This window comes from Lysinibacillus sp. NPDC092081 (assembly GCF_044755845.1).
Lineage (GTDB): Bacteria > Bacillota > Bacilli > Bacillales_A > Planococcaceae > Lysinibacillus.
The window spans coordinates 77500-100125 of sequence record NZ_JBIVRU010000011.1; the positions used below are offsets into that span (position 1 = coordinate 77500).

The following is a 22626-nucleotide window of genomic DNA, read 5'->3' on the forward strand; positions in this document are numbered from 1 at the left end:
ATTATTGTTATTTTGTTTTAAGCTCGGATATCTTACTTTGAGTGAAAGCACATATAGTGACTTTCACTCAAAATTAGAATTTATTATTGATTTACACCTTTTTCCATCGCTTTCCAAGCTAATGTCGCACATTTAATACGTGCAGGAAATTGAGAAACACCTTGTAGTGCCTCGACATCCTCAAGGTCATATTTCTCGCTATAGTCTTCGCCCATCATCATTTTAGAGAAAATTTCAGCAAGCTCTAATGCTTCCTCAACTTTTTTCCCTTTAATGAGCTGCGTCATCATGGAAGCAGAAGACATCGAAATCGAACAGCCCTCACCGTCAAACTTCGCATCCTCTACAATACCGTCAGTCACTTTTAGCGTTAAGTGAATACGGTCCCCACAAGTTGGATTGTTCATATCGATCGTAACAGCATCATCTTCAATAGATCCTTTATTACGAGGATTTTTATAGTGATCCATAATGACTGAACGATATAGTTGATCTAAATTATTAAAAGACATCGCCAAAATACTCCTTCGCAGAACGTAACCCTGCCACTAGGCGGTCAATATCTTCCTCTGTGTTATACAGATAGAAGCTTGCACGCGCTGTCGCTACTTGTTGAAGACATTTCATTAGTGGCTGTGCGCAATGATGCCCTGCACGAACAGCAATACCATTCATATCAAGAACCGTTGCCACATCATGTGGATGTACATCGTCTAGGTTAAACGTTACAAGGCCACAACGTTTCATTGGGTCACGTGGGCCGAAAATTTTAAGTCCGTCAATTGTTTCAAGCTGATCCATCGCGTAGCCTGCAAGCTTATGCTCATGCTCCGCAATGTTATCTAGCCCAATTTCAGTTAAGAAATCAATAGCGGCTCCTAAACCTACTGCACCTGCAATAATAGGAGTTCCACCTTCAAATTTCCACGGTAGTTCTTTCCACGTTGAATCATAAAGTCCAACAAAGTCAATCATTTCGCCACCAAATTCAATTGGCTCCATCTTTTCAAGGTGTTCCTTTTTACCATATAGTACACCTATTCCAGTTGGTCCGCACATTTTATGACCTGAGAACCCTAAGAAATCTACATCCAAATCCTGTACATCAATTTTCATATGTGGTGCTGCTTGGGCACCATCCGCTACCATTACTGCACCGTTCGCATGCGCGATTTGAGCGATTTCTTTAATTGGGTTAATCGTTCCAAGGACGTTTGACGCCATTGACACCGACACAATTTTTGTTTTAGGTGTAATTGTCGCACGAACCTTTTCTAGATTAAGTGTGCCATCCGCTTCAAGCTCAATATATTTCAGTGTTGCATTTTTTTCCTTCGCTAGCTGTTGCCAAGGAATAATATTAGAGTGGTGCTCCATGTGAGTAATGACAATTTCATCACCTTCAGCAACATTAGCACGACCATAACTTGACGCTACTGTATTTAAAGCAGTTGTAGTACCGCGAGTAAAAATAATTTCTTGTGTTGATGTAGCATTAATAAAATTACGAACCTTTTCACGTGCACCCTCATATTTGTCAGTAGCACGATTTCCTAATGTATGCACACCACGGTGTACATTAGAATTATCGAATTCATAATAATTCTTCATCGCTTCAATCACTTGAATAGGTTTTTGAGAAGTTGCTGCGCTATCAAGGTAAACAAGCTTATGACCGTTTACTTCCTGATTTAAAATTGGGAAATAGCTTTTAATGTCTTTATTCATCATTAGCGAACTTTCCTTTCAATAACCTCCGTCAGTTGCTTTTGTACGCCTTCGATTGGTAATTGCGTAACAACTGGCGCAAGGAATCCATGGATAACAAGGCGCTCTGCTTCTGCTTTCGAGATACCACGACTCATTAAGTAGTAAAGTTGTAGTGGATCCACTCGACCAACAGATGCTGCGTGTCCTGCTGTTACATCGTCTTCATCGATTAATAGAATTGGGTTTGCATCGCCACGAGCTTTTTCAGAAAGCATTAACACACGTGATTCCTGTTGTGCATCCGCTTTTGTCGCACCGTGTTCGATGTAGCCAATACCGTTAAAAATTGATTGTGCTGCGTCTTTCATTACACCATGCTTTAAGATATGACCATTTGAGTTCTTACCCCAGTGACGAACTTCAGTAGTAAAGTTAAGTTTTTGTTCACCGCGACCAACAACTACTGTTTTTGTATCAGCATGAGAACCGTCACCGATTAGATGTGTAATGTTTTCAGAAATAGTGTCTGAGTCATTCATTAAGCCTAGAGCCCAATCTACTTTCGCATCACGAGCTAGTCGTGCGCGACGATTTACATAAGTAGTATATCCTTTCGCAAGCACATCAACCGCACCATAAGTAACTTGTGCATTGTCTTGAACTACTACTTCTGCAATAATATTTGCTTGACCTTTTGCTTCTTCAACTGTTGAAATATAAGTTTCAACATACGTTACAGATGAATTTGCTTCAGCTACGACTAACACGTGGTTATATAATGAAGCTTCTGCGTTATCGTTTAAGAATACTACTTGAAGCGGTTGTTCGATAATGACATTTTTAGGTACGTATACGAACACACCACCGTTAACAAGTGCCGCATGAAGTGCAGTTAATTTATGCTCATCAACTTTTACAGCTTCTGTCATAAAGTACTTTTTAACAAGATCGCCATGTTCACGAACCGCCGTTAAAATATCTGTAAAAATAACACCTTTATCAGCTAGTTCTTGAGATGTTTTAATGAAAGCTGGTGTGTTATTACGTTGAATATAAAGATTTTCTTGTGCCTCAAAATCAATTAAACCTTTTGCTTCTTCTGGTAATGCATCAAGTGAAGCGAATCCTTCACTGTCAACTGTGTGAGTTGGGAAATTCACGAAATCCCATTTTGTAATATTTGTTCTGTCTGGTTTTGGCAAATCTAAACCAGTTACTTTGTCTAGTGCTGCCGCGCGAAGTTCTGTAAACCAAACCGGTTCTCCATTTGCTTCTGAGAACGAGCGCACGTCCTGTACTGTTACAGGCAAGTTAAGTTCCACTGTCATGCTAGTTCGTCCTCCCTCTTATGCTTCTTGTTCTTCAGTTTCTTCTTCGATACCTAATTCTTTTTTAATCCAGTCATAGCCTTCCGCCTCTAAACGTTGTGCTAATTCTTCGCCACCTGATTTAACAACACGACCTTGCATCATTACGTGTACATGGTCTGGTGTAATGTAGTTAAGTAGACGTTGGTAGTGAGTGATCATTAAGCAGCCGAAGCCTTCTCCACGCATTGCATTGATTCCTTTTGAAACAACTTTAAGCGCGTCAATATCAAGACCAGAGTCAATTTCATCTAAAATTGCGAAAGCAGGTTTAATCATCATTAATTGAAGAATTTCGTTACGTTTTTTCTCACCGCCAGAGAAACCTTCATTTAAATAACGTTGTGCCATATCTTCGTGCATTTCAAGGAATTCCATGTTTTTATCTAATTCACGGATAAATTTCATTAGAGAAATTTCATCGCCCTCTTCACGGCGTGCATTGATAGCTGAACGTAAGAAATCAGCATTTGTTACACCAGCGATTTCAGATGGATATTGCATTGCTAGGAATAAACCTGCCTGAGCACGCTCGTCCACTTCCATTTCAAGTACATTTTCGCCATCAAGTTCTACTGTACCAGAAGTTACTTCATATTTAGGGTGACCCATGATTGCAGAAGCTAGTGTTGATTTACCAGTTCCGTTTGGTCCCATGATTGCGTGAATTTCATTTGTATTAATTGTAAGGTTTACGCCTTTTAAAATCTCTTTCCCGTCGATTGCAACGTGAAGATCTTTAATAACTAAAGTTGACATGAAAATACCTCCATAGTGTGTTCAGTGAATGGTGTACCATTCCTTAATTATCATCATTCTAATCTTAACTGAAAATCGTTCTCTATGCAAACCATTTCAATCACTTTCATTTTTCTCTGAAACAATCCTTAAAAATAAAGAGTTTGTAAGCATTTTCAGATTATTACTAATCGTTATTGACAATGAGAATCAACTTTCCTCATTTTCAATGAAATAAATCTAATTGAGAATGAATTTCATCTACCTACATAGTGAAAACCCCGCGGAAAGCGTTAATTGTAGCGGTTTTGTGACAGAAATGTATAAATAACAATACCAATACTATAACCTTTTTTATTAGAATAGAATCAAATAAAGGAAAGAAATTTCGAGAGTACTAGTTAGTAAAATTATGGCCTACTATCTTAACGTGAGGTTGATTTTCGTTCCTGGGTACATTCCTGGGGGCGTCGGGCTAACTCGATATTAGTCACGAAGGCGTTTTCACAGGACGTGATACTTTTAGCCTTCGTTCCCCTACCCGCTTGGCTCCAGGGTCTCGAGCAAACAGATGTTTTTTGCGCGAAAGCGAAGCGGCAGCAGAGGGTTTTGTTTGTGCGAAAGCGTAGCGACAGCAACAGCACCGATGTTGGTCACGTATCACAGGATGTGATGGTCTTAGCCTTCGTTCCCCTATTGCTAATCTCCAAGGAGTCGCCCAGCCTCCACTCCAATCAACTTATTTGCATGATGTTTTAACAAAATGCCGTCCCAAATTTCAATGACGGATCAAAATTCATTGGAAATTCCAGCTCATCACAAACTTTTAATGATGAGCAAAAATTAATAAATGAAGATAAATGCAATTTTCTTTTAATCATTAAAGCTTGCTAGCTAACATTTATTTACCGTCATTTTCATCTTAAATAGTATATAATTGAGGTATAATCAATCGTATTTTTCGATTAATAGAGGTGAATATCTAGTGGAGTTACGTCAATTACGTTATTTTGTTGAAGTTGCTGAGCGGGAACACATTTCAGAAGCTGCCGAACATCTTCATGTTGCTCAATCTGCAATAAGCCGACAAATTGCTAATTTAGAAGATGAATTAGGCACACCACTTTTTGAACGTGTCGGACGAAATGTTAAATTGACACCGATTGGAAAAATATTTCTCGAGCACACAATTAATGCTTTAAAAGCCATTGATTTTGCCGCAAAGCAAGTTGAAGAATATTTAAATCCTGCTAAAGGTACGATAAAAATCGGTTTTCCAACGAGCTTGGCTAGCTATGTATTGCCAACTGTTATTTCAGCCTTTAAGCGTGAATATCCAGACTTGCAATTCCAGCTCCGTCAAGGCTCCTATCGTTTTTTAATTGATGCAGTCAAAAATCGCGAGTTAAATTTAGCTTTTTTAGGCCCTCTTCCACCGAAGGACGAATCGATCCATTCAACAATATTATTTACCGAAAATATCGCCGCATTACTGCCAGCAAAACATCCATTAGCCAAAAGGGAAAGTATTCAGCTTGCTGATTTACGTAACGATTTATTTGTGTTATTCCCAGATGGATACATATTACATAAAGTAGCTATGGATGCCTGCCGAGCTGCCGGCTTCTCGCCAAACGTTATCTCCGAGGGTGAAGACTTAGATGCACTAAAGGGTCTTGTCGCTGCAGGCATAGGGGTCAGCTTATTACCAGAAAGTTCACTGTATGATTCAGCTGCCCGCTTCACCGTAAAGGTACCGATTAAATCACCTACGATCCCAAGAACAGTCGGTATTATTTCTCCTGTAAACCGCGAGATTGCACCCTCAGAAAAAATATTTTTAGACTTCGTTACAAATTTCTTTTCACGTCTTTCTCAATTCCAATAAAAAAAATCGCCGTAGCTGGCGATTTTTTTGCTTAGGTGATTCCGTCACCTTGGCTCTTCTTTCCGTCGCTCCCGCCTTTCTATCCGCCACTTTAACGTTTCTATCCACGTTTTTGGCTGTTCTTTCCGTCACTCCTCTTATTTTTCGTTAATCCATTGTAACGTTTTTGAGCCTAGACCTCCAGCGCGCCATAAAACAACCTCATTGTAGCGTCTCTTTTGCACGTACGCTGTCCATTTTTCAAGTGTTTCCTGATCGGCGTACCAAACTTCATGCTTAACATTTTGTTCATCTAAATACGTGAAATATGCAGCACCACTTGCTTGATCGCGATATTTAACCGCTTTCGTTTTGTTTAGTAATTCCTCTGCCTCTACTTCCGTTAAAGCAACCGTTTTGCCTTGATTTACCCATTGAAATCCGCCAGTTGCAAAAGCAATCGCTAATTTTTGATTAGACTTCCTAATTTTTTTTATTAAGTCACTTAAAAATGAAAAGGTTGCCTTTGCACCTGGACCACTATGATATCCGTGCACATTATAAGCCATCACTGTATATTTAGGTCCATCTGGCAATTTAACATTAAACGGGAAGCTAGACTCTAGTACGACATGTAAGGAAATATCCTTTTTTGATAGTTGTTCATAAAGTTCCTCTAAGAAATGGACGTACTTAGGGAGATCCTCTTTAGCAATCTTTTCATAATCAATTTCGATACCATTCACATTGTATCGTTCAACAACCTGCATAATATTATCAATATGTCGCTGCCTTGATGACGCATCTTGAAACAATCGATGCAATAACGTACTATCCTTCTGAACTGATGGGGCGTTATCTGTAACATAGTCGTTAATTAACGTGAGTATAACATGATGTGATTCATTAAATTGTTGCTGTGTTTGTTTCAACATTTCTATCGTGTCTTCACTTAATAATAATTGGTCATTCTCATTAAAATAAGCACCAAAAACGCGAATGTCTTGTAAGCCCTGTTGTGAACTTTCCACATCCTCGATGGCAGATTTGTTTTGCCATTCAGGTAACCAAATAGACAATTGAAGCTTGGCTTTGTTCTTCAACCCTTCTCTAGCCTTAACAGGTGCTTCTATGCTATTGCTACAAGCTGTGATAATTAGTAGTGCTAGACAAATAAACAAAAAAATTTTTTTCACTTGAATTTAGTCCCCCCGTTGTTAGAAGGTTTCAATAAAGAAATCAACAACGTTATTAAATAAAGTCATTGTTTTGTGCTTTACTTTATCGAAATTCGTGTATTGGTTAGTAAAAAACGTATGATCGTTAACATCTGTAATCAAAATATCTTCGATGAATGTATCATAAATATCATCCGCATACTGTTCATGCGAAGTTTCTTTTTTGCTGAACAACGCACCAAATCCAATTTGAGACCCTTGAATGTCAGGATTTACTTGAATTGTCTTGGATAATACCTTATCTACATCTATCTTTATTTTATCTTTATTAACAGAAATGTTAAATATTCTTGTTTTTGTTAGGTTTCGTGGATACTCATCCTCGTTTATTCTAGACCCTTTTTGCGTATCCTGATAATCGTATACAGTAGCCTTATTAAATGCATACTCTTCTTCATTCCATTTTATTTCATTTAACGGGAAACGCTCCTTCTCAACTACGCTTGATTCTGGTGATTTTTCAGAAACAACAATCTCATTATCTATTAATGCCACCCGAATATAGCTATTATTTTTTTCATCATAGTTTAAATAAATAGATTGTTGTCCAACGACATTCCCTTTAAAGGCAAAGTTTATATTATATTGCTCTGGAAGAGTTTCCTTCAATATTACCCGGCCTTCACTAGAAGGTGCTGATGTTATAGTAATCACATTATTTTGAAATTCTGCTGCACCATTCATTACTGACCATTCTTTTGCCTGTTGATGATCTCCGACTTCAAATTCTATATTTTGCTTACTAGCTTGGCGGATTTTCATCATCACATGATTGGTAGACCAATAGGGCGATACTTGTAATCTGCTTAAATTGTAGAGATCAGCATCCGCATCATTATATGCCCCTAGTTCTAAATTGAAATGCATTTTAAATATATCTTTAACTTCTTTATTATTAGCACTTTCAACTAATGAGTCCATATTATTATAAAGTGAGTTGGCATGCATGATAGCATAGACCTTAGGAACTTCTCCTAATTCCTCCTTATAAATATCATGCATTAGCTTGTAATCTTTTCGGACACGTTTTTCCATTTCTTGTCGTGTTTCACTTGGAATCATATATTGATTGCGAATGAAGTCCATTAAATAATGATTATAATATTCGATAATCGTTTTATCCGGGACATTATTTTCATCTACTATACCTAACGACTGTCCTTTATTGTTATAAATATTAATATATGTCAGACGGTACCCATTAGAGCCCAACTCCCAAAAGCCACTTTTCTTCATGAGTAATAAGTCTTTCGGCTTTAAAAATTTGTTGTCTCGTGTATCCATTTTATTGGCATAGGTAAACATGGTAGCTTTATAATTTAGATCCTCCATGATGTTTTGAGCAAATATACTAGAATCTGTACGTCCATCTTCAAATGATAAATACAACGCCTTTTCTGGCAATGGTTTGTTTTTCTGATAAAAATCTAAAATATCCTGCTGAGTAATTGTTTTATAGCCTTGACTTTCAAGCAGTGCTAGTTGTTTTCTCAAACTCGCTTTAGATACATATTTAGGAGATTCACCCCTGCTCACACCAAAATATGATAATGCGATGAAACCATCTTTATTTACTAAAGGAACCGTTTCCTCTACCCTTTTATCAGTTAAAAATACCACACGTATTAAAATAACAGCTAAAAATATAACGATAATCGTTTGAACAATGGATCGTATTATTTTCCTTCGATTCTTTTTAGCTGAATTTAATACAACATTTTTTTCACTCATTCCTTCTCACCCATTTTTTCTAATTTTTAGAATCGAAATTCGGGATTTTCGTAATTTTTGTTTTTCTATTTTCTTTTCTTTGGCTATGACATCTTGAGGTGTTTCTCTCGTACCCCACGTTGATTTCCAAAATGTAACCCATGCAACAGGCATTTGCCACAGCAAAATAAATTCATAGAAAAGTACAAAGATAAAACCAAATGCCCACAATTTACTTTTTCTAAAGAAAAGATGGGCCAAGCTCATTAGCATTGCCATCAATAACAATCCCATTAAAAATGTAGTTGGAAAAATGCCATGCATAATTGGTACATAAACTAAATTGTAAACAACAACAACCGGGGCTGCTATTGGTACGATCAAACCGATGATGAAGAAAAGAAACATAAAAGGTTCCTTCTTCCACATAAATAAAAATGCTCGTAACGATTCGCGTAGCCATGATCGTTTCCATCTCATTTGTTGAGATAAAAAAACTTTCGTGTCTGATGGAACAATTGTAGAACATACAGCATTGTCCTGATATCCCGTTCGATGTGTTTGCAAAATATAGTTTGTCATACTACGGTCATCCCCGAATGTCGCAGGCTGTCCAAGAAATTTTTGGTTTAACCATGCTGTCTCGTTCTTCAAAATAAGCTCTTTTCGATAACATGCTAAAGGACCAGATAAACAAGTTACTGTATCGAACCAAGACTCAGCAGCTTTCATGATTCGAAAGGCTATATAATATCGAACTGTTTGCAATTTTGTCAGAGCATTTGTAAATTTATTTTCAACCTCTGTTCTTCCAGCCACACCGCCCATGTTAGGATCTTGGAAAGGCTGTACTAAATTTCGAATGGCATGAGGTTCTAAAAAACTATCAGAATCTACGAAAACAACTAAATCATGTGTAGCAAGATGTACCCCTGCCACTAAAGCCTCACGTTTCCCTCCATTTTGAGGTAGTTTATAAAAGCTCAAGCGATCCTCTGTTTTAAATCGCTCACCCTCGCTATGGATAAGTTCAATCATTTCTTTTGCTTTATCCTCCGTTCTATCTGTCGAACAATCATCCACTACAATAACCTCTAATTTGTCTACAGGATAATACTGATTAATACAGCTTAAAATTGTTCTATGAATCCATTGTTCTTCGTTAAACACTGGAATAATAATAGAAACGCCTGGTTCAAACTTTGGGTTTATCGGTACATTCCTATAGAAAATACCAAATAAATATCTACTTAAAAGAAATGTTGCAGCAATAATACTATATAGATATAAGAATTTATTGAATCTAAAATAAATGACACTTTCAGCCCGCATTAACATAACGATAAGAGAAACTACCAATAGAAATAAACTTGCCATAAAGATTGATATTCCCCAACGTTTTTTTGTCATATAGTCATTTAAAGGCTGTAAAAATTCACATGCATAATAATATCGAGTTTCTCCATCCACTTCTTTTATAAAGTGACGAACAATTTTCGCTTTTACCTTTACTCTAGATTCGTAGCCCTCCGGCATCGCACCACCAGGTATGGAAAATTTCATCGTTATAATTTCATCTATTAGTAAATTATTAGGACTATTTGAATAGACAAGGATACCTGTTACTGAAATATCCTCTGCGTAATGTTTTTCATTAACCTTTTGCCTAACACTTTTAATTTGTACTTCAAAATTGGTTTCATAGCGTAAACTTAACAGCTGTAAACGATATATTTCATTGACATCTGTAGGATCGATTTCCTCTTTTTGATACGAAGCACCTCGACGATTAACGAGACTTCGTACATTTTCTGGGTCAGGAATATTCGATAAAATGCGTCGATCAGAGCGTGGTATCGTTAAAATCTCTTTTTTCTTATTCATGATTATCAATTCACTTTCTTATTTGAATCTTCTTCAATCCAAGTCGACATTTTCGCAAAACTATACCCATCTTTTTGTAGCTTTTCAATGATTAATGGCAATGCTTCAACTGTTTTTGTACGATCTAAAATATGCATAACAATTACCTTTCCTGGAGCTACTCTAGTCATCACACGATTATAAATATCTCGAGGGGTATATTCTAATTTCCAATCGAACGACGCAATATCGTACATAGCAATCGATTTGACACCTGTAGCGGCAATAATTTTCGCTGATTCTTCATCAATTGTCCCTTTATAAGGTCTGAAATACAGCAAAGGTTCTTCCTGTAAGGCATATGTTAGAGCCCTATGTGCCATCACGACATCCTTTTGGAGTTCTTCCGGTGTCATTCCCGTAACATCAAGATGATTGTAGGAATGACTTGCGACCTCATGTCCTCTCTCAACAATTAATCGTGCTATTTGCGGATCCTTTTTCACACCTTTGCCAATTAAAAAGAATGTGGATTGAACATGATACTTATCGAGAACATCCAAAATTTCTTTAATTCTCTCCTCACTTGCCCAATCATCAAAAGTTAAAGCAACTTCTTTTTTGGAAGTATTTTTACGATAGAACACATTTGGTTTTACATTTTCATAATCCAGATTCATTTTAATAGCGTCATAGCCTTCAATTTCCTCTAAAGATTTCCCTAAATATTGTTCATCCAATACGTCTGTTAATGTAGTGAAAACATATCCTTTTTCTTTCCCTAATTGAGACAATAATGGTACAACATCAATAATCGCAGGATTAATGTACGTGTTTAAATGAATGACTGATCCACTATTGATAAAGCGATGAATATATTCCATTATTTCCTCAGCACTTTGCATATTTCGATCTTTAGGATTAATGGAAGATTCTACAACTCCCTTCATATTGAGCGTTTTAGTTGCTAAACGCATATTGTCAGTTGAATCACCAGAACGACTACGAACGAATTTTGGTGTATAACCTAAATGCTCTTCAAAAACTTGATTGGCTAAATAAATTTCTTTATATGTTTCTTCATAATTTAAATCAGTCATTTCAGGAAACGTTAACGTACCATTTTCTACTTCATGACCTTTAGCTAAAATGTCCTTCACTAACTCAGGATCTTGCGCCACTCGCGTACCTTCTACAAAAAAGGTAGCCTTCATGTTAAATTGTTCTAATACCTTTAGTAATTTCTGCATTGTTTCATTGTCTGCAAGTCCATTAAAGGTTAATGCTACCTTTGGACTAAGAATGCTTGAGTGACTATAAATTTCACTCATCGTTCCATCCGATTCCTTTATGTCAATTGCTGAATCAACTGGTTTAATCAGATTAGTTTGAGCGGACGATTGACATCCAGCTAGAAATAAAATGAATAATAGACTACATAATTTTAGTCGTCTTGTGTTCACAGAATCCTCCTCTATAATTTGTGATATTTTTCATTTTTAAACAAATAATGGGTATTACGTGTGTCAAAAATTAAAGCAGCATGTTGATCAATCAACGAATAATCAATAGTTGTATGATTCGTTAAAATGACTACAGCATCCGCTTTTTGAATTAATTCTTTTGTAAGTGAAACTGTGTTAAACATGTCATTACCAACTGTAAATGTTTCAATAAATGGATCAATAACTTTTAGACGGCACTGCTTTGCTTTTAATTTATCAATGACATGTAATGCTGGTGATTCCCGAAAATCATTAATATTTGGCTTATAGGAAACTCCTATGACTACAATTTCTGCCTCATTTATCTCTTTTTCATGTGCATTTAAATAATTTTCTAATCTTTCAACTACAAAGCTTGGCATAGAATCATTAATTTTATCTGCCGTCTCAATTAATGTTGCTGAAACACCATGCTGCTGGCCAGCCCATAATAAATATTTAGGGTCTACTGGTATACAATGACCACCTACCCCTGGTCCCGGTGTAAATGGCATAAAACCATAAGGCTTTGTCGAAGCCGCTTCAATAACTTCCCACACATCGATATTCATTTTATGGCAAACCTGACTTAATTCATTGACAAGGGCAATATTAATTTGTCGAAACGTATTTTCTAGTAACTTTTCCATTTCAGCAATCTTTGGATCTGTTACAGCAAACACATTTGTATTGATCACTGTTTCATAAAACAGCTTGGAAACTTCTAAACAAGTTGCTGATATTCCGCCAACTACTTTAGGCGTATTCGAAACTGAAAAATTTAAATTTCCAGGGTCCACACGTTCAGGAGAATATGCTAAAAATATATCTTGTCCAATAACGAAGTTACCTTTTTCTAGGATTGGTTGAACCACTTCTTCTGTTGTTCCGGGGTAAGTTGTACTTTCAAGAATAATTAAAGTATTCGAGGATATGTTCTGTTCGATTGCATTAGCTGCATCAACAATATATGAGATATTAGGTGTTCCATCTGCAGTCGTAGGCGTCGGTACACAAATAATAATGATATCTACATGTACAAGTTTAGAAAAATCACTTGTCGGCTCAAATTTCTGTTCATTAACTGCTTTCTCGATGATTGCATTAGACATACCAGCAATATAGCTATCACCACTTTTCAAGTTGGAAATTTTCCCATCATCTTTATCGAAACCAATTACTCCAAAACCTTTATTGACGATCTCCAAGGCTAGTGGGAGCCCCACATAACCAAGTCCAACAACTCCGATTGTGGCACTCCTTGTTTTAATTTTTTTTGATAAAGATAATATCGGTGACTCAATTTTTGTTTTTGTTCCCATAAGCAATTACTCCTTGTCTAAGTTATTTTAAATTCAAAGACTACTTCTACAATTGCTAATTCTTTTACGCTTTATTCTTTTGTATATGAATTCCCCTAATTCTCACACCATCCACAGTATTATAATCCCAAAATTTGAAATATCCTCTTCTCGTACACATATAGTACTAAATTAAACTAAACATTTTCTAAACAAATTCCATACAAAACGAAAAAACAACTATCTTATCGCATTTTTTTCTAACTAAATCTTTAATTCACTTCTTTAGAACTATATATTTCGATGATCCCCTCCATAAAAAACACGAAATTTTATTAAATTTTAGTAAGCACTGACTGTAATTATTTATAACAAAAAGTTACACTATTCTTTTTAAAACTATTTAATTAACTAGTTAATCCATAAGAAACGCTTTATTATCACAACTTGAAAAGTAGCACTCTCACATTAATTTTTAAGAGAACTCCAACATCTGTTCTTGTATAATCGGTTATCATTTAGCAACTACATCCTAAGCAAAAAAAAAAAATCGCCGTAGCAGGCGATTTTTTTTTTGCTTAGGTGATTCTATCCGTCTCTTTGACTCTTCTTTTCGTCGCTCTGATGATTCTTTCCGTCACTTAGGCTCTTCTTTCCGTCGCTCTGATTTCCATCCGTCATCTTGGCTCTTTTTTCCGTCGCTTTGATGATTCTTTCCGTCACTTAGGCTCTTCTTTCCGTCACTTTGATTTCCATCCGTCACCTTGGCTCTTCTTTCCGTCGCTTTGATGATTCTTTCGTCACTTCGGCTCTTCTTTCCGTCGCGCTCGCCGTTCTATCCGTCACTTTGACGTTTCTATCCACGACTTTGCCTGTATTAACTAGTTTTTCTGTTGAAACGATCGACAATCATAGATAATGCGCCATCTCCAGTTACATTTGTAGCTGTACCAAAGCTATCTTGTGCTAAGTATAGTGCTATCATTAGCGCAACCATTGTTTCATCGAAGCCGAGCATTGTTTTCAGTAAACCAATTGCTGCCATGACTGCTCCCCCTGGGACACCTGGTGCGGCAACCATCGTAATACCTAGCATAAAGATAAAGCCTATATATTGTGCAAAGCTTATATCCATACCGTTCATCAACATAACACCTAAAGAACAAGTAACTAATGTAATCGTACTACCCGATAAATGAATCGTGGCAAACAGTGGGACTGTGAAATTTGTTACTTTTTCAGAAGCTCCTGTTTTTTGTGCTTGTCGTAACGTAACAGGAATTGTAGCTGCTGAGGATTGTGTGCCCAGAGCTGTAAAATATGCAGGTAGCATAGTTCGAAGTAACATGAGTGGATTTTTCTTATTTAAAATTCCCGCAGTCGTGTACTGTACTAGTAATATTACCCAATGCATCACAATGATTAATGCGAAGACAATTGCAAAGACAGATAAGATTTTTGCTACTTGACCACCAAATGTCATGTTCAAGAAGATACCAAAAATATGGAATGGTAAAAGTGGAATAATAACAAATGAAATTAATTTTTCAATGATTACATTAAACTCTTCAAAACCACGTTTCATAACATCACTTTGAATGGCAGTCATGCCAATTCCTACGATAAATGCAAAAATTAATGCTGCCATAACACCCATTAATGGAGGCATTTCAACTTTAAAGAATGCCTGTGCTAAAAATTCCTCTGGGTTTTTCATGCTTTCCATAGCACCATTTGAAATGAAATTAGGCAACACATTTCGCGCTACAAAAAAGGCGAGTATACCTGCAATGATTGTTGAGAAATAGGCAAAGAATGTTGCCAAACCTAATAATTTCCCGGAGCCTTTTCCAAGCTGTGCAATGCCCGGAGCAATAAATGCAATAATAATAAGTGGTACAACAAAATTTAAAAAGTTACCGAATAAGCCATTAAATGTTGCAAATATACGTACAAATGACTCTGGCATAAAGCTTCCGAGTATTACCGCTAACAAAATCGCGACAATAATTTTTGCCAATAGACCAAATTTAAGCTTCATTATATTGTCCTCCTTAAAAATACAACTGTCTTTCTAGAATGTAATATTAGTAATTTAACATAAACAGTTGCGAGAATATACAGTTTGCTAAATAGACGGAATTGAAAAACTATTTTTTATTTTCTAACAAAAACAAAAAAACTTAGAATAGGCAAAAACTCACCTATCCTAAGCTTCCATTTAATACGCTTTAAATAATTTTTGTAAAATATAATATGATTGTTTTAAACGCTCTTCATACTTAGGAGTTTGCCATTTTTCCCAAGAATAAGCTGAAAGAGCAGGCAAAACATGGCCATTTGTCTCTGGTAGAGATTTTACAACCTTGCCCTCTTTATCTACAAAGACAGCACCAATATAAATATTATCGACTTTAGTCGAAATTTCCTTCCCATCCTTATATAAATCTCCCATAAACTCACGCTGACTTGGATCTTTCGCTTGGATTAGTAGCCAAGGAATTCGTAGCTCAATAACATTATCATCCGTCCATGTATAGTCTACTAACGAATTATAGTCTTTTGCTTTTGGATTGGCATTCCCTTGAAGCAACTTCCCTGTTTCATAAGAACTAAAGTCGGTCGTAATGTTTTGCTCTGGTAAGAATAGCTGTTTATTTAACACATAGTTAATCGGTGCAAATTTACCGCTGTTTTTTGTAGGAACTGCCATACGAGGCGGAATCATATTTAAATTATGACCGTAAAAATAATCATAGAAATCATAGTATTGATCTATGACAACTCGAGAGTCTCCACTTTTATTTAATTCAACAATAAAATCTACACCATTTGAAAACGTCATATATTTTATTGATGTTGCCGAAGTATTCCCTTGATTTGGTACTACATCAAGTAAAATACGAGGTGAAGCTTTTTCTAAAACATCACTTTTTAATTTGAAATACAAATATTTTTCATCATAATCGACAGCAAAATCTGTGGAAGCAGAAGGTGAGGTATTGTACATTTGTGTACCTTTCCACTCCTTTGTATCGCCGTCTACTTTTACTTTAAATCTATCAAAGCTTAGTACGCCAAATTGTTGTTCGTTCGTTTGTGCATTGGACCAAAACGGTCGACGATTTGGATCATCATAATCCATCGTATTCCACGTTCGCTTAAACCACTCGTCTTGCCATGTAAAAATAAGACCTCCTAGCAAGCCTTCATGCATAATATCTTCATATAAATGTTGAAGTGTTTCACCTTGCTGCTGTTCGGACATATGCCCCTGATTCCAGCCGTAAACATTTTCATGTGTCATACCACGCGCTGCAGGGATTCCAAATTCCGCAATAAGAACAGGCATACGATGAGCTTGGTGTAAGTCTTTTAAATAGCCTGCATAACTATTTTTATTGCCCCGGAAATCTTTATAATTTAAATATTTTTGGTCGAAGTTAAAGAAGTCAGGGTAATATGGATACACATGATAGGAAGCAAATTGGCCTGGTGCCTGCATCTCACCTTTCGTATAGATGACATTTGGATTAACTCCTACCAAATCTTCATCCTCAGAAGGTTCAGATGGATGGTCTAGTAAGTCGGTTGTTACCCAGTTTGTGAAACTCATTGGACGGATCCAATTGTATTTATCCTTCTCATAAACAGTAATAAGATCCATTTGCTCCGCTAACCAATGTTCAAATGGTGCAGCATTTTCCGTTTCAAAATACGTCCCATTGTATTCGCCTATATTAGCGTGTTTTTCGTTCGTTCCGACAACCATATGCGGATACCATTCGATTCCAAGCACCCAGCCAATAACATATTTTGAAACGTCAACATCATATAATCCTGAGGCATGTCCGGCTACTGGTTTCACATAAGTATTACCGTGGATGACGTCTACCATGCGCTTTATTTCACTTTGGAAATCCTTTAAAGTAGCTTCATCATAGGCGTCTAGTGAATCAGCCAAGCCTTCCTCATTAATCCATACACCATGCAATACATACAGTGGTTTATCTGGGTTTTCTTCATTGTATTTAGCAAGTGCCCGATAAAAACCTGGCGGGTGTAATGTATAGACACGAATCGTATTGGCATTCATCTCAGCAATTTGACGGAACCATCGATAGTACTCTTCTTCCGTAATAGCAGCTTCACCCGGGAATGCTCCCGGTTTTCCCATACCGATATTAACGCCCTTAAATACTATTGGCTCCCATTTTCCATCGCGTAAGACTTCAAATGACTCTCCTTGAATACGTGCATTATAATTTAATTTTTCATGATTAACGGTTTCTTGAACCTTTTTTTGCTCAAACGTTTCAAAAATTTTATGCATGGCTGGTATATAAATCGACCAGTAAAATGAACTATCGGCATACTTCTCAGCGTATTTATAAATGGTCGGTAATCCCTTTATTTTGTAAAGGGACGGTACCCGTGACATATCGTTAAAGTCTCCAGCAAAATAATAGCTTGTCGTGTAGCGTTTATCCTGTGAAACAATAGCCGCAAATTGCTGTGGAATATCATTGTCATCTAGTAGTTTTTCCCCGTCTTTCGTTAAATCCCATTTATAATTAGCAAGAGCATCCTCCGCATATTTAGGCGTGATTATATCAAACCAATAGCCATACTCTGCACTAGCAGAGGTATTAAAGAATTTTTGCCCTTCTTCAGTAAATTGCACCTGAATGCCTTCTGTTTTTACATGCTTGTCCATTTCTAGCACAATGAGCTTTTCTGTCATTTCATTAAATAGAAGAAAGCCACCGCCCTTGTATGGCCAATTATCACCATGTTCATCTATGACCCATTGTGGAATTTCTGAGTTTTTATGATAATCAAGCTCATCAAAATAACGCCCAATCCATCCAGACCATGAAATTCCTAAATAATCCTGTAACTCTTTTCTAACTTCCACTGATGTTGGAGACGCAAATGTATTGTATTCAGCGATCAACATACTTTTCTTGTTGCTTGCTAGTCGAGCTACTATAGACTGCCATTCATCCATTTCCAAGCCGCCAACAATTTTTTCTGAGCGTTTACCTAGGCGCTTTTTTTCATTTAAATCATCCTTATAAACACCATACGTATCTGCCAAATAAATAACATCATAATTACTATAGTCAGTCGGAAACTTTTTTTCTGACACTTTCTTCGTTTGATCATTCGGAATCGTACCATAGTAATTTTTTTGTACATCATACGGATGATCATCGATTGTGTATTTATAATGGTTTAAAAACCAGTTCACACCTAAATGCTCTCGATAGGTTTCATTCGGAACCGTTTTATCTAGAATCGCAACGTTGAGCGGTTTTTCATCGCTGAAATACCACCATGCTATAGGTGTGATAATGAGAATTAGAACGACTATAATTCCTATATATATACGCTTCATACACTTTTCTCCTTTTCACCGATGCCGACACGCTTCATATTACCCCAATCGCTTCTTCTTAGCACAAACCGAATTAATCCCTCGCAGCGCCAAAAAAGAGTGAGTGGTCGATACCAGAAAATTTCAGTAAACGCTAAAAGTATCATGCGTATTAGCTCTCTCGGTCTCGGATAAGTATTCAAGGTCCACGCTTCGAATAATATAGAGGCTATTGAAAAAATTACTCCATAAATGACGAAAAGCAGTAACAGGATAATGGCTACTTCATAATAAATTTTCCCTAAGAAAAATGCTACAACGATATAAATATAACCACCTAGCTCAACTAGTGGTCCTAGGCATTCTACTAGCCAAAAATATGGAAATGAAAGCAAACCTATTAAGCCATATTTAGGATTCAACGTCATCGCTTTATGTCTCCAAAGACTTTCAACTAATCCTTGATGCCAACGTCTACGCTGATTTCGCAATACCCCTAACGTCTGAGGTGCTTCAGTCCAGCACACAGGATCTGGAACAAATTCTATACGTTTCTTTTCTTTTTTCTTTCTTATCAAACGGTGAATATTCACGACAAGCTCCATGTCTTCTCCAATAATATTCGTTGAATAACCGCCCGCTTCTACAGCCCATTCCTTCGAAAATACACTAAATGCTCCCGAAATAATGAGCACAAGATTGTATTTACTTAAAGCGATTCGCCCCATTAAAAAGGCTCGCGCATATTCTATTATTTGCATGATGACTAAGTAATTATTTGGTAAGTGTGTTTCAGTAACGGAACCAAGTTGCATTTTCGCTCCATTGGCTATTCGGATATTTCCTCCTGCCGCAATCACTTCGCCATCTGATAAAATAATCGGCTTCATCACACGAAGCAATGACTTTTCATCTAAGATCGAATCACCATCAATAGAGCAGAAATATGGATATTGAGATACATTAATACCAACATTCAATGCATCTGCCTTACCACCATTTTCTTTATCTACTAAAATACAATTTTTATAGATTTCAGATTCATAAATTTGTTTCACTTGTTTTGTAGGGATATGTGTACGAACAATTTTATCAACGGGCTTCATTCGGAAATGCTCGATTACGGTTTGTAGTGTAGCGTCAGTTGACCCGTCGTTAATAATGATAATTTCTGTTTGTGGATATCGTAAATTCAACAATGAATAGACTGTGTCTACAACCCCAATCTCTTCATTGTAAGCAGGGACTAATAAGGATACTGGTTTTGAGTAAAAGGCATCTGTATGCGCATCATCATACTCTGAGGGATCTAATTTATAGCGTTTTCGCATAACTAGCATGGCAATAACAAACATTGCGCAATATGAAACAATAACAAATAACATATAAAACAGAATAAATCCACCAAAGAACCACATACAAAAATCTAAAAATACTTTCATTTGTTCCCCTGCTTTCTGACGACTGTTTCCTGCGCCATTTCAATTGCATATTGGTCGTTTGAGGACTCCATAAATTGCTGTAATTTTGCAATTCCTTCTCTATTTTCTGCAATTGTTTTAGCTGCCTGCGAGCGTACCCACCAATTTTCATCTTCAAGTAGTTGTTCTAAATAAGCATAGGTATAGTTTAGTGGCACATGCTTAAAGATTTTTGCAATCATTAATCTTACTTCCCACATCTCTGATGTCACAAATGGAACATAAGGATCGATTTCATCAATTACACCAATTTCGTAAAGACCCTTTAATGCTCTTATTGTTATTTCTTGTACCTCATGTGTTAATAGCTGTTTTAATTTATCAATATATTGCATATTTCTTTTTACAGCTGCAGTATCAATTGCAGCAAATTGGATATTTTCCGTCCAGCTATCAAAGTCTTCAAATAATCGAATAAATACGTCATCGTCTAACAATACAAATAATCTTCTATATTCGCTTTCAGAATAGTTAATGCTCGATTCTTTAATTCTTTCGATAAACAATTCTGGTTGGAAGAGAGAGTATATTTTTAACAGCTGAAAATATTCTTCTTCCGAAATTTTGGTTTTCTCGAATTGTTGACAAGTATCAAATAAATCCTCTATCTGCAAATCAGCAATACGATATAAAGCATTCATCCTAATGCTCCAACGTTTACTTGCTAAATCCTTTTCATAAAACTGTTTTAAATAGAGATTAGAAAACTCTTTTATTTTATGTTCAACTTTGTCATTCATTATATTTTTCAAATACGATGAAAAGATTATTTCAATAGCTGCTACTTGAGCTCTTTCGCGGGGTACAAGCACCATAGAGAAAATTTCATCATTGATTAAATAGTTGTACCAATGCTGTGAATAGTTTTGTAAAAAAGTGTCACGCTTTTCTGCAAAGCGAATCTCTCGCTTGCGCTGAACAAGTATATAGATCGTAAATAAAAATAAAACTACTAATAAAACACCGATGACTGTTAAAAGAAAAGAAATCGACAGCTTTATCATAGCCAAAATCTCGCAAAAGTTCGCTTAATTTTTGCTTCTAACAAACGTAAATTAAATGGTTTTACGATATATTCATCGACGCCACCTTCATAAGCATTCAGTGTCGCCCCTTCAGAGTTTCGTTCTGACATCATATAAATGATGAACTTTTTCTCATTCGGCATTTCTCGCAAAATGTGCAAAATTTCTAAGCCATTTTTACGTGGTAAAATATCGTTCATGACAACTAAATGCATATGGCCTGTTTTATAGCTATCGGACTGTAAAAAACTATAGCCATCTTCATAGGTAGCCACGTCTAAAGTAAAATGAGGAATGTCTAAGTGATTGATTGTTGTTTCTAGCACTTTTCTAAAGATTGCATTTTGTTCAATAATGCTTACCTTTACTTGCTCCATAGGTTGTACACTATAATCTGAAACCTGTTCTATTGACCAAGTCGGCTGTTCGCCATCTGCTAGTTTTTGCTTATTTTTTTCTAACAACGTTTCAAAGTTAACGTTATTATTTCTTATTTCAGTAATGGAGGCTTTTAAGCCAATTTGCTGAAATTCCCTTTCTTGCTTTAGAATTGCAAAAATCCGTTTTAAAAACGCCTTTACCTCTACTTCACTACTTTGTAGAAAAAATATTCCCCAATGCACGCCATCTGCTAATTGGAAAAGTAAATCTGTTTTTCGTATTTTTGATTTTAAGAAGGATGAGATTTGATGACGTTCTATATCAGTTCTTTGTGAGGAATTAGCTAATTTAAAAAAGACTGCTGTCATTGTTAAACGCGAGCGAATAACACTCTCACGCAAAATTTCAAAATAACCCTTCACCTCATGCTCCTGCATGAGATCTTCTGCAATGATTAATTTATTCATTAGTGTTCACTCCAGTTGATGTAAGGAGTATTTCATTCTCCTTCATTATTGTTCTATCATTCTCTTGATTTATACACACAACAACTATAGTAATAAAGATAACTTAACAATTGCTATACAAAATTTATGGTAAATCGATTACTTTTTAAATATTATTATATTTTTGCTGTAAACTACAGAATAATAACTCTTTTGATAAAAAAATGTATTTTTCTGAAAAAAGATAGGGCAAGAAAAAAAGGGAACGCAAGCTTTCATACTTACATTCCCTTTCAGACTGTAGACAAACTACTCTGTTTACAAATGGTAATTTTATCGACAGACACCTCCACCATTTAGCATTTTTGTAAGGAGCATCGAAACTTTCTTGTTTTACTCCAGGAGTATATGTGGAGAGGCTTACCTTATATAGTATTTTTAATCATTGCTATAATTCCATTTTGCTCTAACTTGTCGACTCATCCCGTGATGAGGAATTGTTGATTTTCACGGAGAGTGGCGACTCCTGCGGGATGAGCTTGCGCTGAAAGCCCCGCAGGAACGTAGTGACGAGGAGATTGAAGCCAAGCCCGCGGAAAGCGCCAACTCGGAGTGTAAATCAACCTTTGTTTATC

At 36.3% G+C, this 22626-nt stretch carries 15 protein-coding genes; 1 reads left to right on the plus strand and 14 read right to left on the minus strand.

Annotated features, from left to right (window positions below):
- Window positions 1–83 precede the first annotated feature (83 nt).
- The 4 genes from sufU to sufC are packed head-to-tail and all read right to left on the minus strand — an operon-like array spanning window position 84 to window position 3836.
- Window positions 84–512 carry a Fe-S cluster assembly sulfur transfer protein SufU gene (gene sufU, locus ACIQLB_RS16110; RefSeq protein WP_400727718.1) on the minus strand — a complete coding sequence of 143 codons (429 nt, stop codon included), beginning with the start codon at window positions 510–512 and terminating at the stop codon, window positions 84–86.
- The gene (locus ACIQLB_RS16115; RefSeq protein WP_400727721.1) at window positions 502–1731 is read right to left on the minus strand and encodes a cysteine desulfurase; all 1230 of its coding nucleotides are present in this window, start codon (window positions 1729–1731) and stop codon (window positions 502–504) included. Before ACIQLB_RS16115 ends, sufU begins: the two co-directional genes overlap by 11 nt.
- Window positions 1731–3038, minus strand: a complete 1308-nt coding sequence (sufD, locus tag ACIQLB_RS16120) for a Fe-S cluster assembly protein SufD (protein ID WP_400727724.1) — start codon at window positions 3036–3038, stop codon at window positions 1731–1733. Before sufD ends, ACIQLB_RS16115 begins: the two co-directional genes overlap by 1 nt.
- Window positions 3039–3056: 18 nt before the next feature.
- Window positions 3057–3836, minus strand: coding sequence for a Fe-S cluster assembly ATPase SufC (sufC, locus tag ACIQLB_RS16125; protein WP_400727728.1), 780 nt, complete (start codon window positions 3834–3836; stop codon window positions 3057–3059).
- A 964-nt stretch (window positions 3837–4800) separates the two neighbouring features.
- Here sufC and gltC point away from each other — a divergent pair.
- A complete protein-coding gene (gene gltC, locus ACIQLB_RS16130) occupies window positions 4801–5703 on the plus strand; it encodes a glutamate biosynthesis transcriptional regulator GltC (RefSeq protein WP_400727731.1) in 903 nt (300 codons plus the stop codon).
- A gap of 137 nt (window positions 5704–5840) precedes the next feature.
- On the opposite strand, the gene ACIQLB_RS16135 is transcribed toward gltC, so the two are convergent.
- The 10 genes from ACIQLB_RS16135 to ACIQLB_RS16180 form a co-directional block, all read right to left on the minus strand.
- Window positions 5841–6878 (minus strand): glycosyl hydrolase family 18 protein, encoded by a 1038-nt coding sequence (locus tag ACIQLB_RS16135; RefSeq protein WP_400727734.1) that lies wholly within the window; start codon window positions 6876–6878, stop codon window positions 5841–5843.
- 21 nt (window positions 6879–6899) lie between these two features.
- Window positions 6900–8651: a polysaccharide deacetylase family protein gene (locus tag ACIQLB_RS16140; RefSeq protein WP_400727737.1), complete on the minus strand. Its 1752-nt coding sequence runs from the start codon at window positions 8649–8651 to the stop codon at window positions 6900–6902.
- Between the two features lie 6 nt (window positions 8652–8657).
- Window positions 8658–10514, minus strand: a complete 1857-nt coding sequence (locus tag ACIQLB_RS16145; RefSeq protein WP_400727740.1) for a glycosyltransferase — start codon at window positions 10512–10514, stop codon at window positions 8658–8660.
- A 5-nt stretch (window positions 10515–10519) separates the two neighbouring features.
- A complete protein-coding gene (locus ACIQLB_RS16150; RefSeq protein WP_400727742.1) occupies window positions 10520–11956 on the minus strand; it encodes a polysaccharide deacetylase family protein in 1437 nt (478 codons plus the stop codon).
- An 11-nt stretch (window positions 11957–11967) separates the two neighbouring features.
- Window positions 11968–13299 (minus strand): nucleotide sugar dehydrogenase, encoded by a 1332-nt coding sequence (locus ACIQLB_RS16155; protein WP_400727745.1) that lies wholly within the window; start codon window positions 13297–13299, stop codon window positions 11968–11970.
- An 856-nt stretch (window positions 13300–14155) separates the two neighbouring features.
- Window positions 14156–15319 carry a dicarboxylate/amino acid:cation symporter gene (locus ACIQLB_RS16160; protein WP_400727748.1) on the minus strand — a complete coding sequence of 388 codons (1164 nt, stop codon included), beginning with the start codon at window positions 15317–15319 and terminating at the stop codon, window positions 14156–14158.
- Window positions 15320–15499: 180 nt separating this feature from the next.
- Complete coding sequence (locus ACIQLB_RS16165; protein WP_400727751.1) at window positions 15500–18679, minus strand: hypothetical protein; 3180 nt, start codon at window positions 18677–18679, stop codon at window positions 15500–15502.
- Window positions 18676–20100, minus strand: a complete 1425-nt coding sequence (locus ACIQLB_RS16170) for a glycosyltransferase family 2 protein (protein WP_400727753.1) — start codon at window positions 20098–20100, stop codon at window positions 18676–18678. Before ACIQLB_RS16170 ends, ACIQLB_RS16165 begins: the two co-directional genes overlap by 4 nt.
- On the minus strand, window positions 20097–21143 hold the full coding sequence (locus ACIQLB_RS16175) for a HEAT repeat domain-containing protein (protein ID WP_400727756.1): 1047 nt from the start codon (window positions 21141–21143) through the stop codon (window positions 20097–20099). The genes ACIQLB_RS16170 and ACIQLB_RS16175 overlap by 4 nt, the downstream gene beginning before the upstream one ends.
- Window positions 21140–22012, minus strand: coding sequence for a response regulator (locus tag ACIQLB_RS16180; RefSeq protein ID WP_400727759.1), 873 nt, complete (start codon window positions 22010–22012; stop codon window positions 21140–21142). The genes ACIQLB_RS16175 and ACIQLB_RS16180 overlap by 4 nt, the downstream gene beginning before the upstream one ends.
- Window positions 22013–22626 lie beyond the last annotated feature (614 nt).

Coding starts and splice junctions, on each gene's coding strand:
- sufU (WP_400727718.1), bottom strand. CDS start 512: ATGTCTTTTAATAATTTAGATCAACTATATCGTTCAGTCATTATGGAT.
- ACIQLB_RS16115 (WP_400727721.1), bottom strand. CDS start 1,731: ATGATGAATAAAGACATTAAAAGCTATTTCCCAATTTTAAATCAGGAA.
- sufD (WP_400727724.1), bottom strand. CDS start 3,038: ATGACAGTGGAACTTAACTTGCCTGTAACAGTACAGGACGTGCGCTCG.
- sufC (WP_400727728.1), bottom strand. CDS start 3,836: ATGTCAACTTTAGTTATTAAAGATCTTCACGTTGCAATCGACGGGAAA.
- ACIQLB_RS16140 (WP_400727737.1), bottom strand. CDS start 8,651: ATGAGTGAAAAAAATGTTGTATTAAATTCAGCTAAAAAGAATCGAAGG.
- ACIQLB_RS16145 (WP_400727740.1), bottom strand. CDS start 10,514: ATGAATAAGAAAAAAGAGATTTTAACGATACCACGCTCTGATCGACGC.
- ACIQLB_RS16155 (WP_400727745.1), bottom strand. CDS start 13,299: ATGGGAACAAAAACAAAAATTGAGTCACCGATATTATCTTTATCAAAA.
- ACIQLB_RS16160 (WP_400727748.1), bottom strand. CDS start 15,319: ATGAAGCTTAAATTTGGTCTATTGGCAAAAATTATTGTCGCGATTTTG.
- ACIQLB_RS16165 (WP_400727751.1), bottom strand. CDS start 18,679: ATGAAGCGTATATATATAGGAATTATAGTCGTTCTAATTCTCATTATC.
- ACIQLB_RS16170 (WP_400727753.1), bottom strand. CDS start 20,100: ATGAAAGTATTTTTAGATTTTTGTATGTGGTTCTTTGGTGGATTTATT.
- ACIQLB_RS16175 (WP_400727756.1), bottom strand. CDS start 21,143: ATGATAAAGCTGTCGATTTCTTTTCTTTTAACAGTCATCGGTGTTTTA.
- ACIQLB_RS16180 (WP_400727759.1), bottom strand. CDS start 22,012: ATGAATAAATTAATCATTGCAGAAGATCTCATGCAGGAGCATGAGGTG.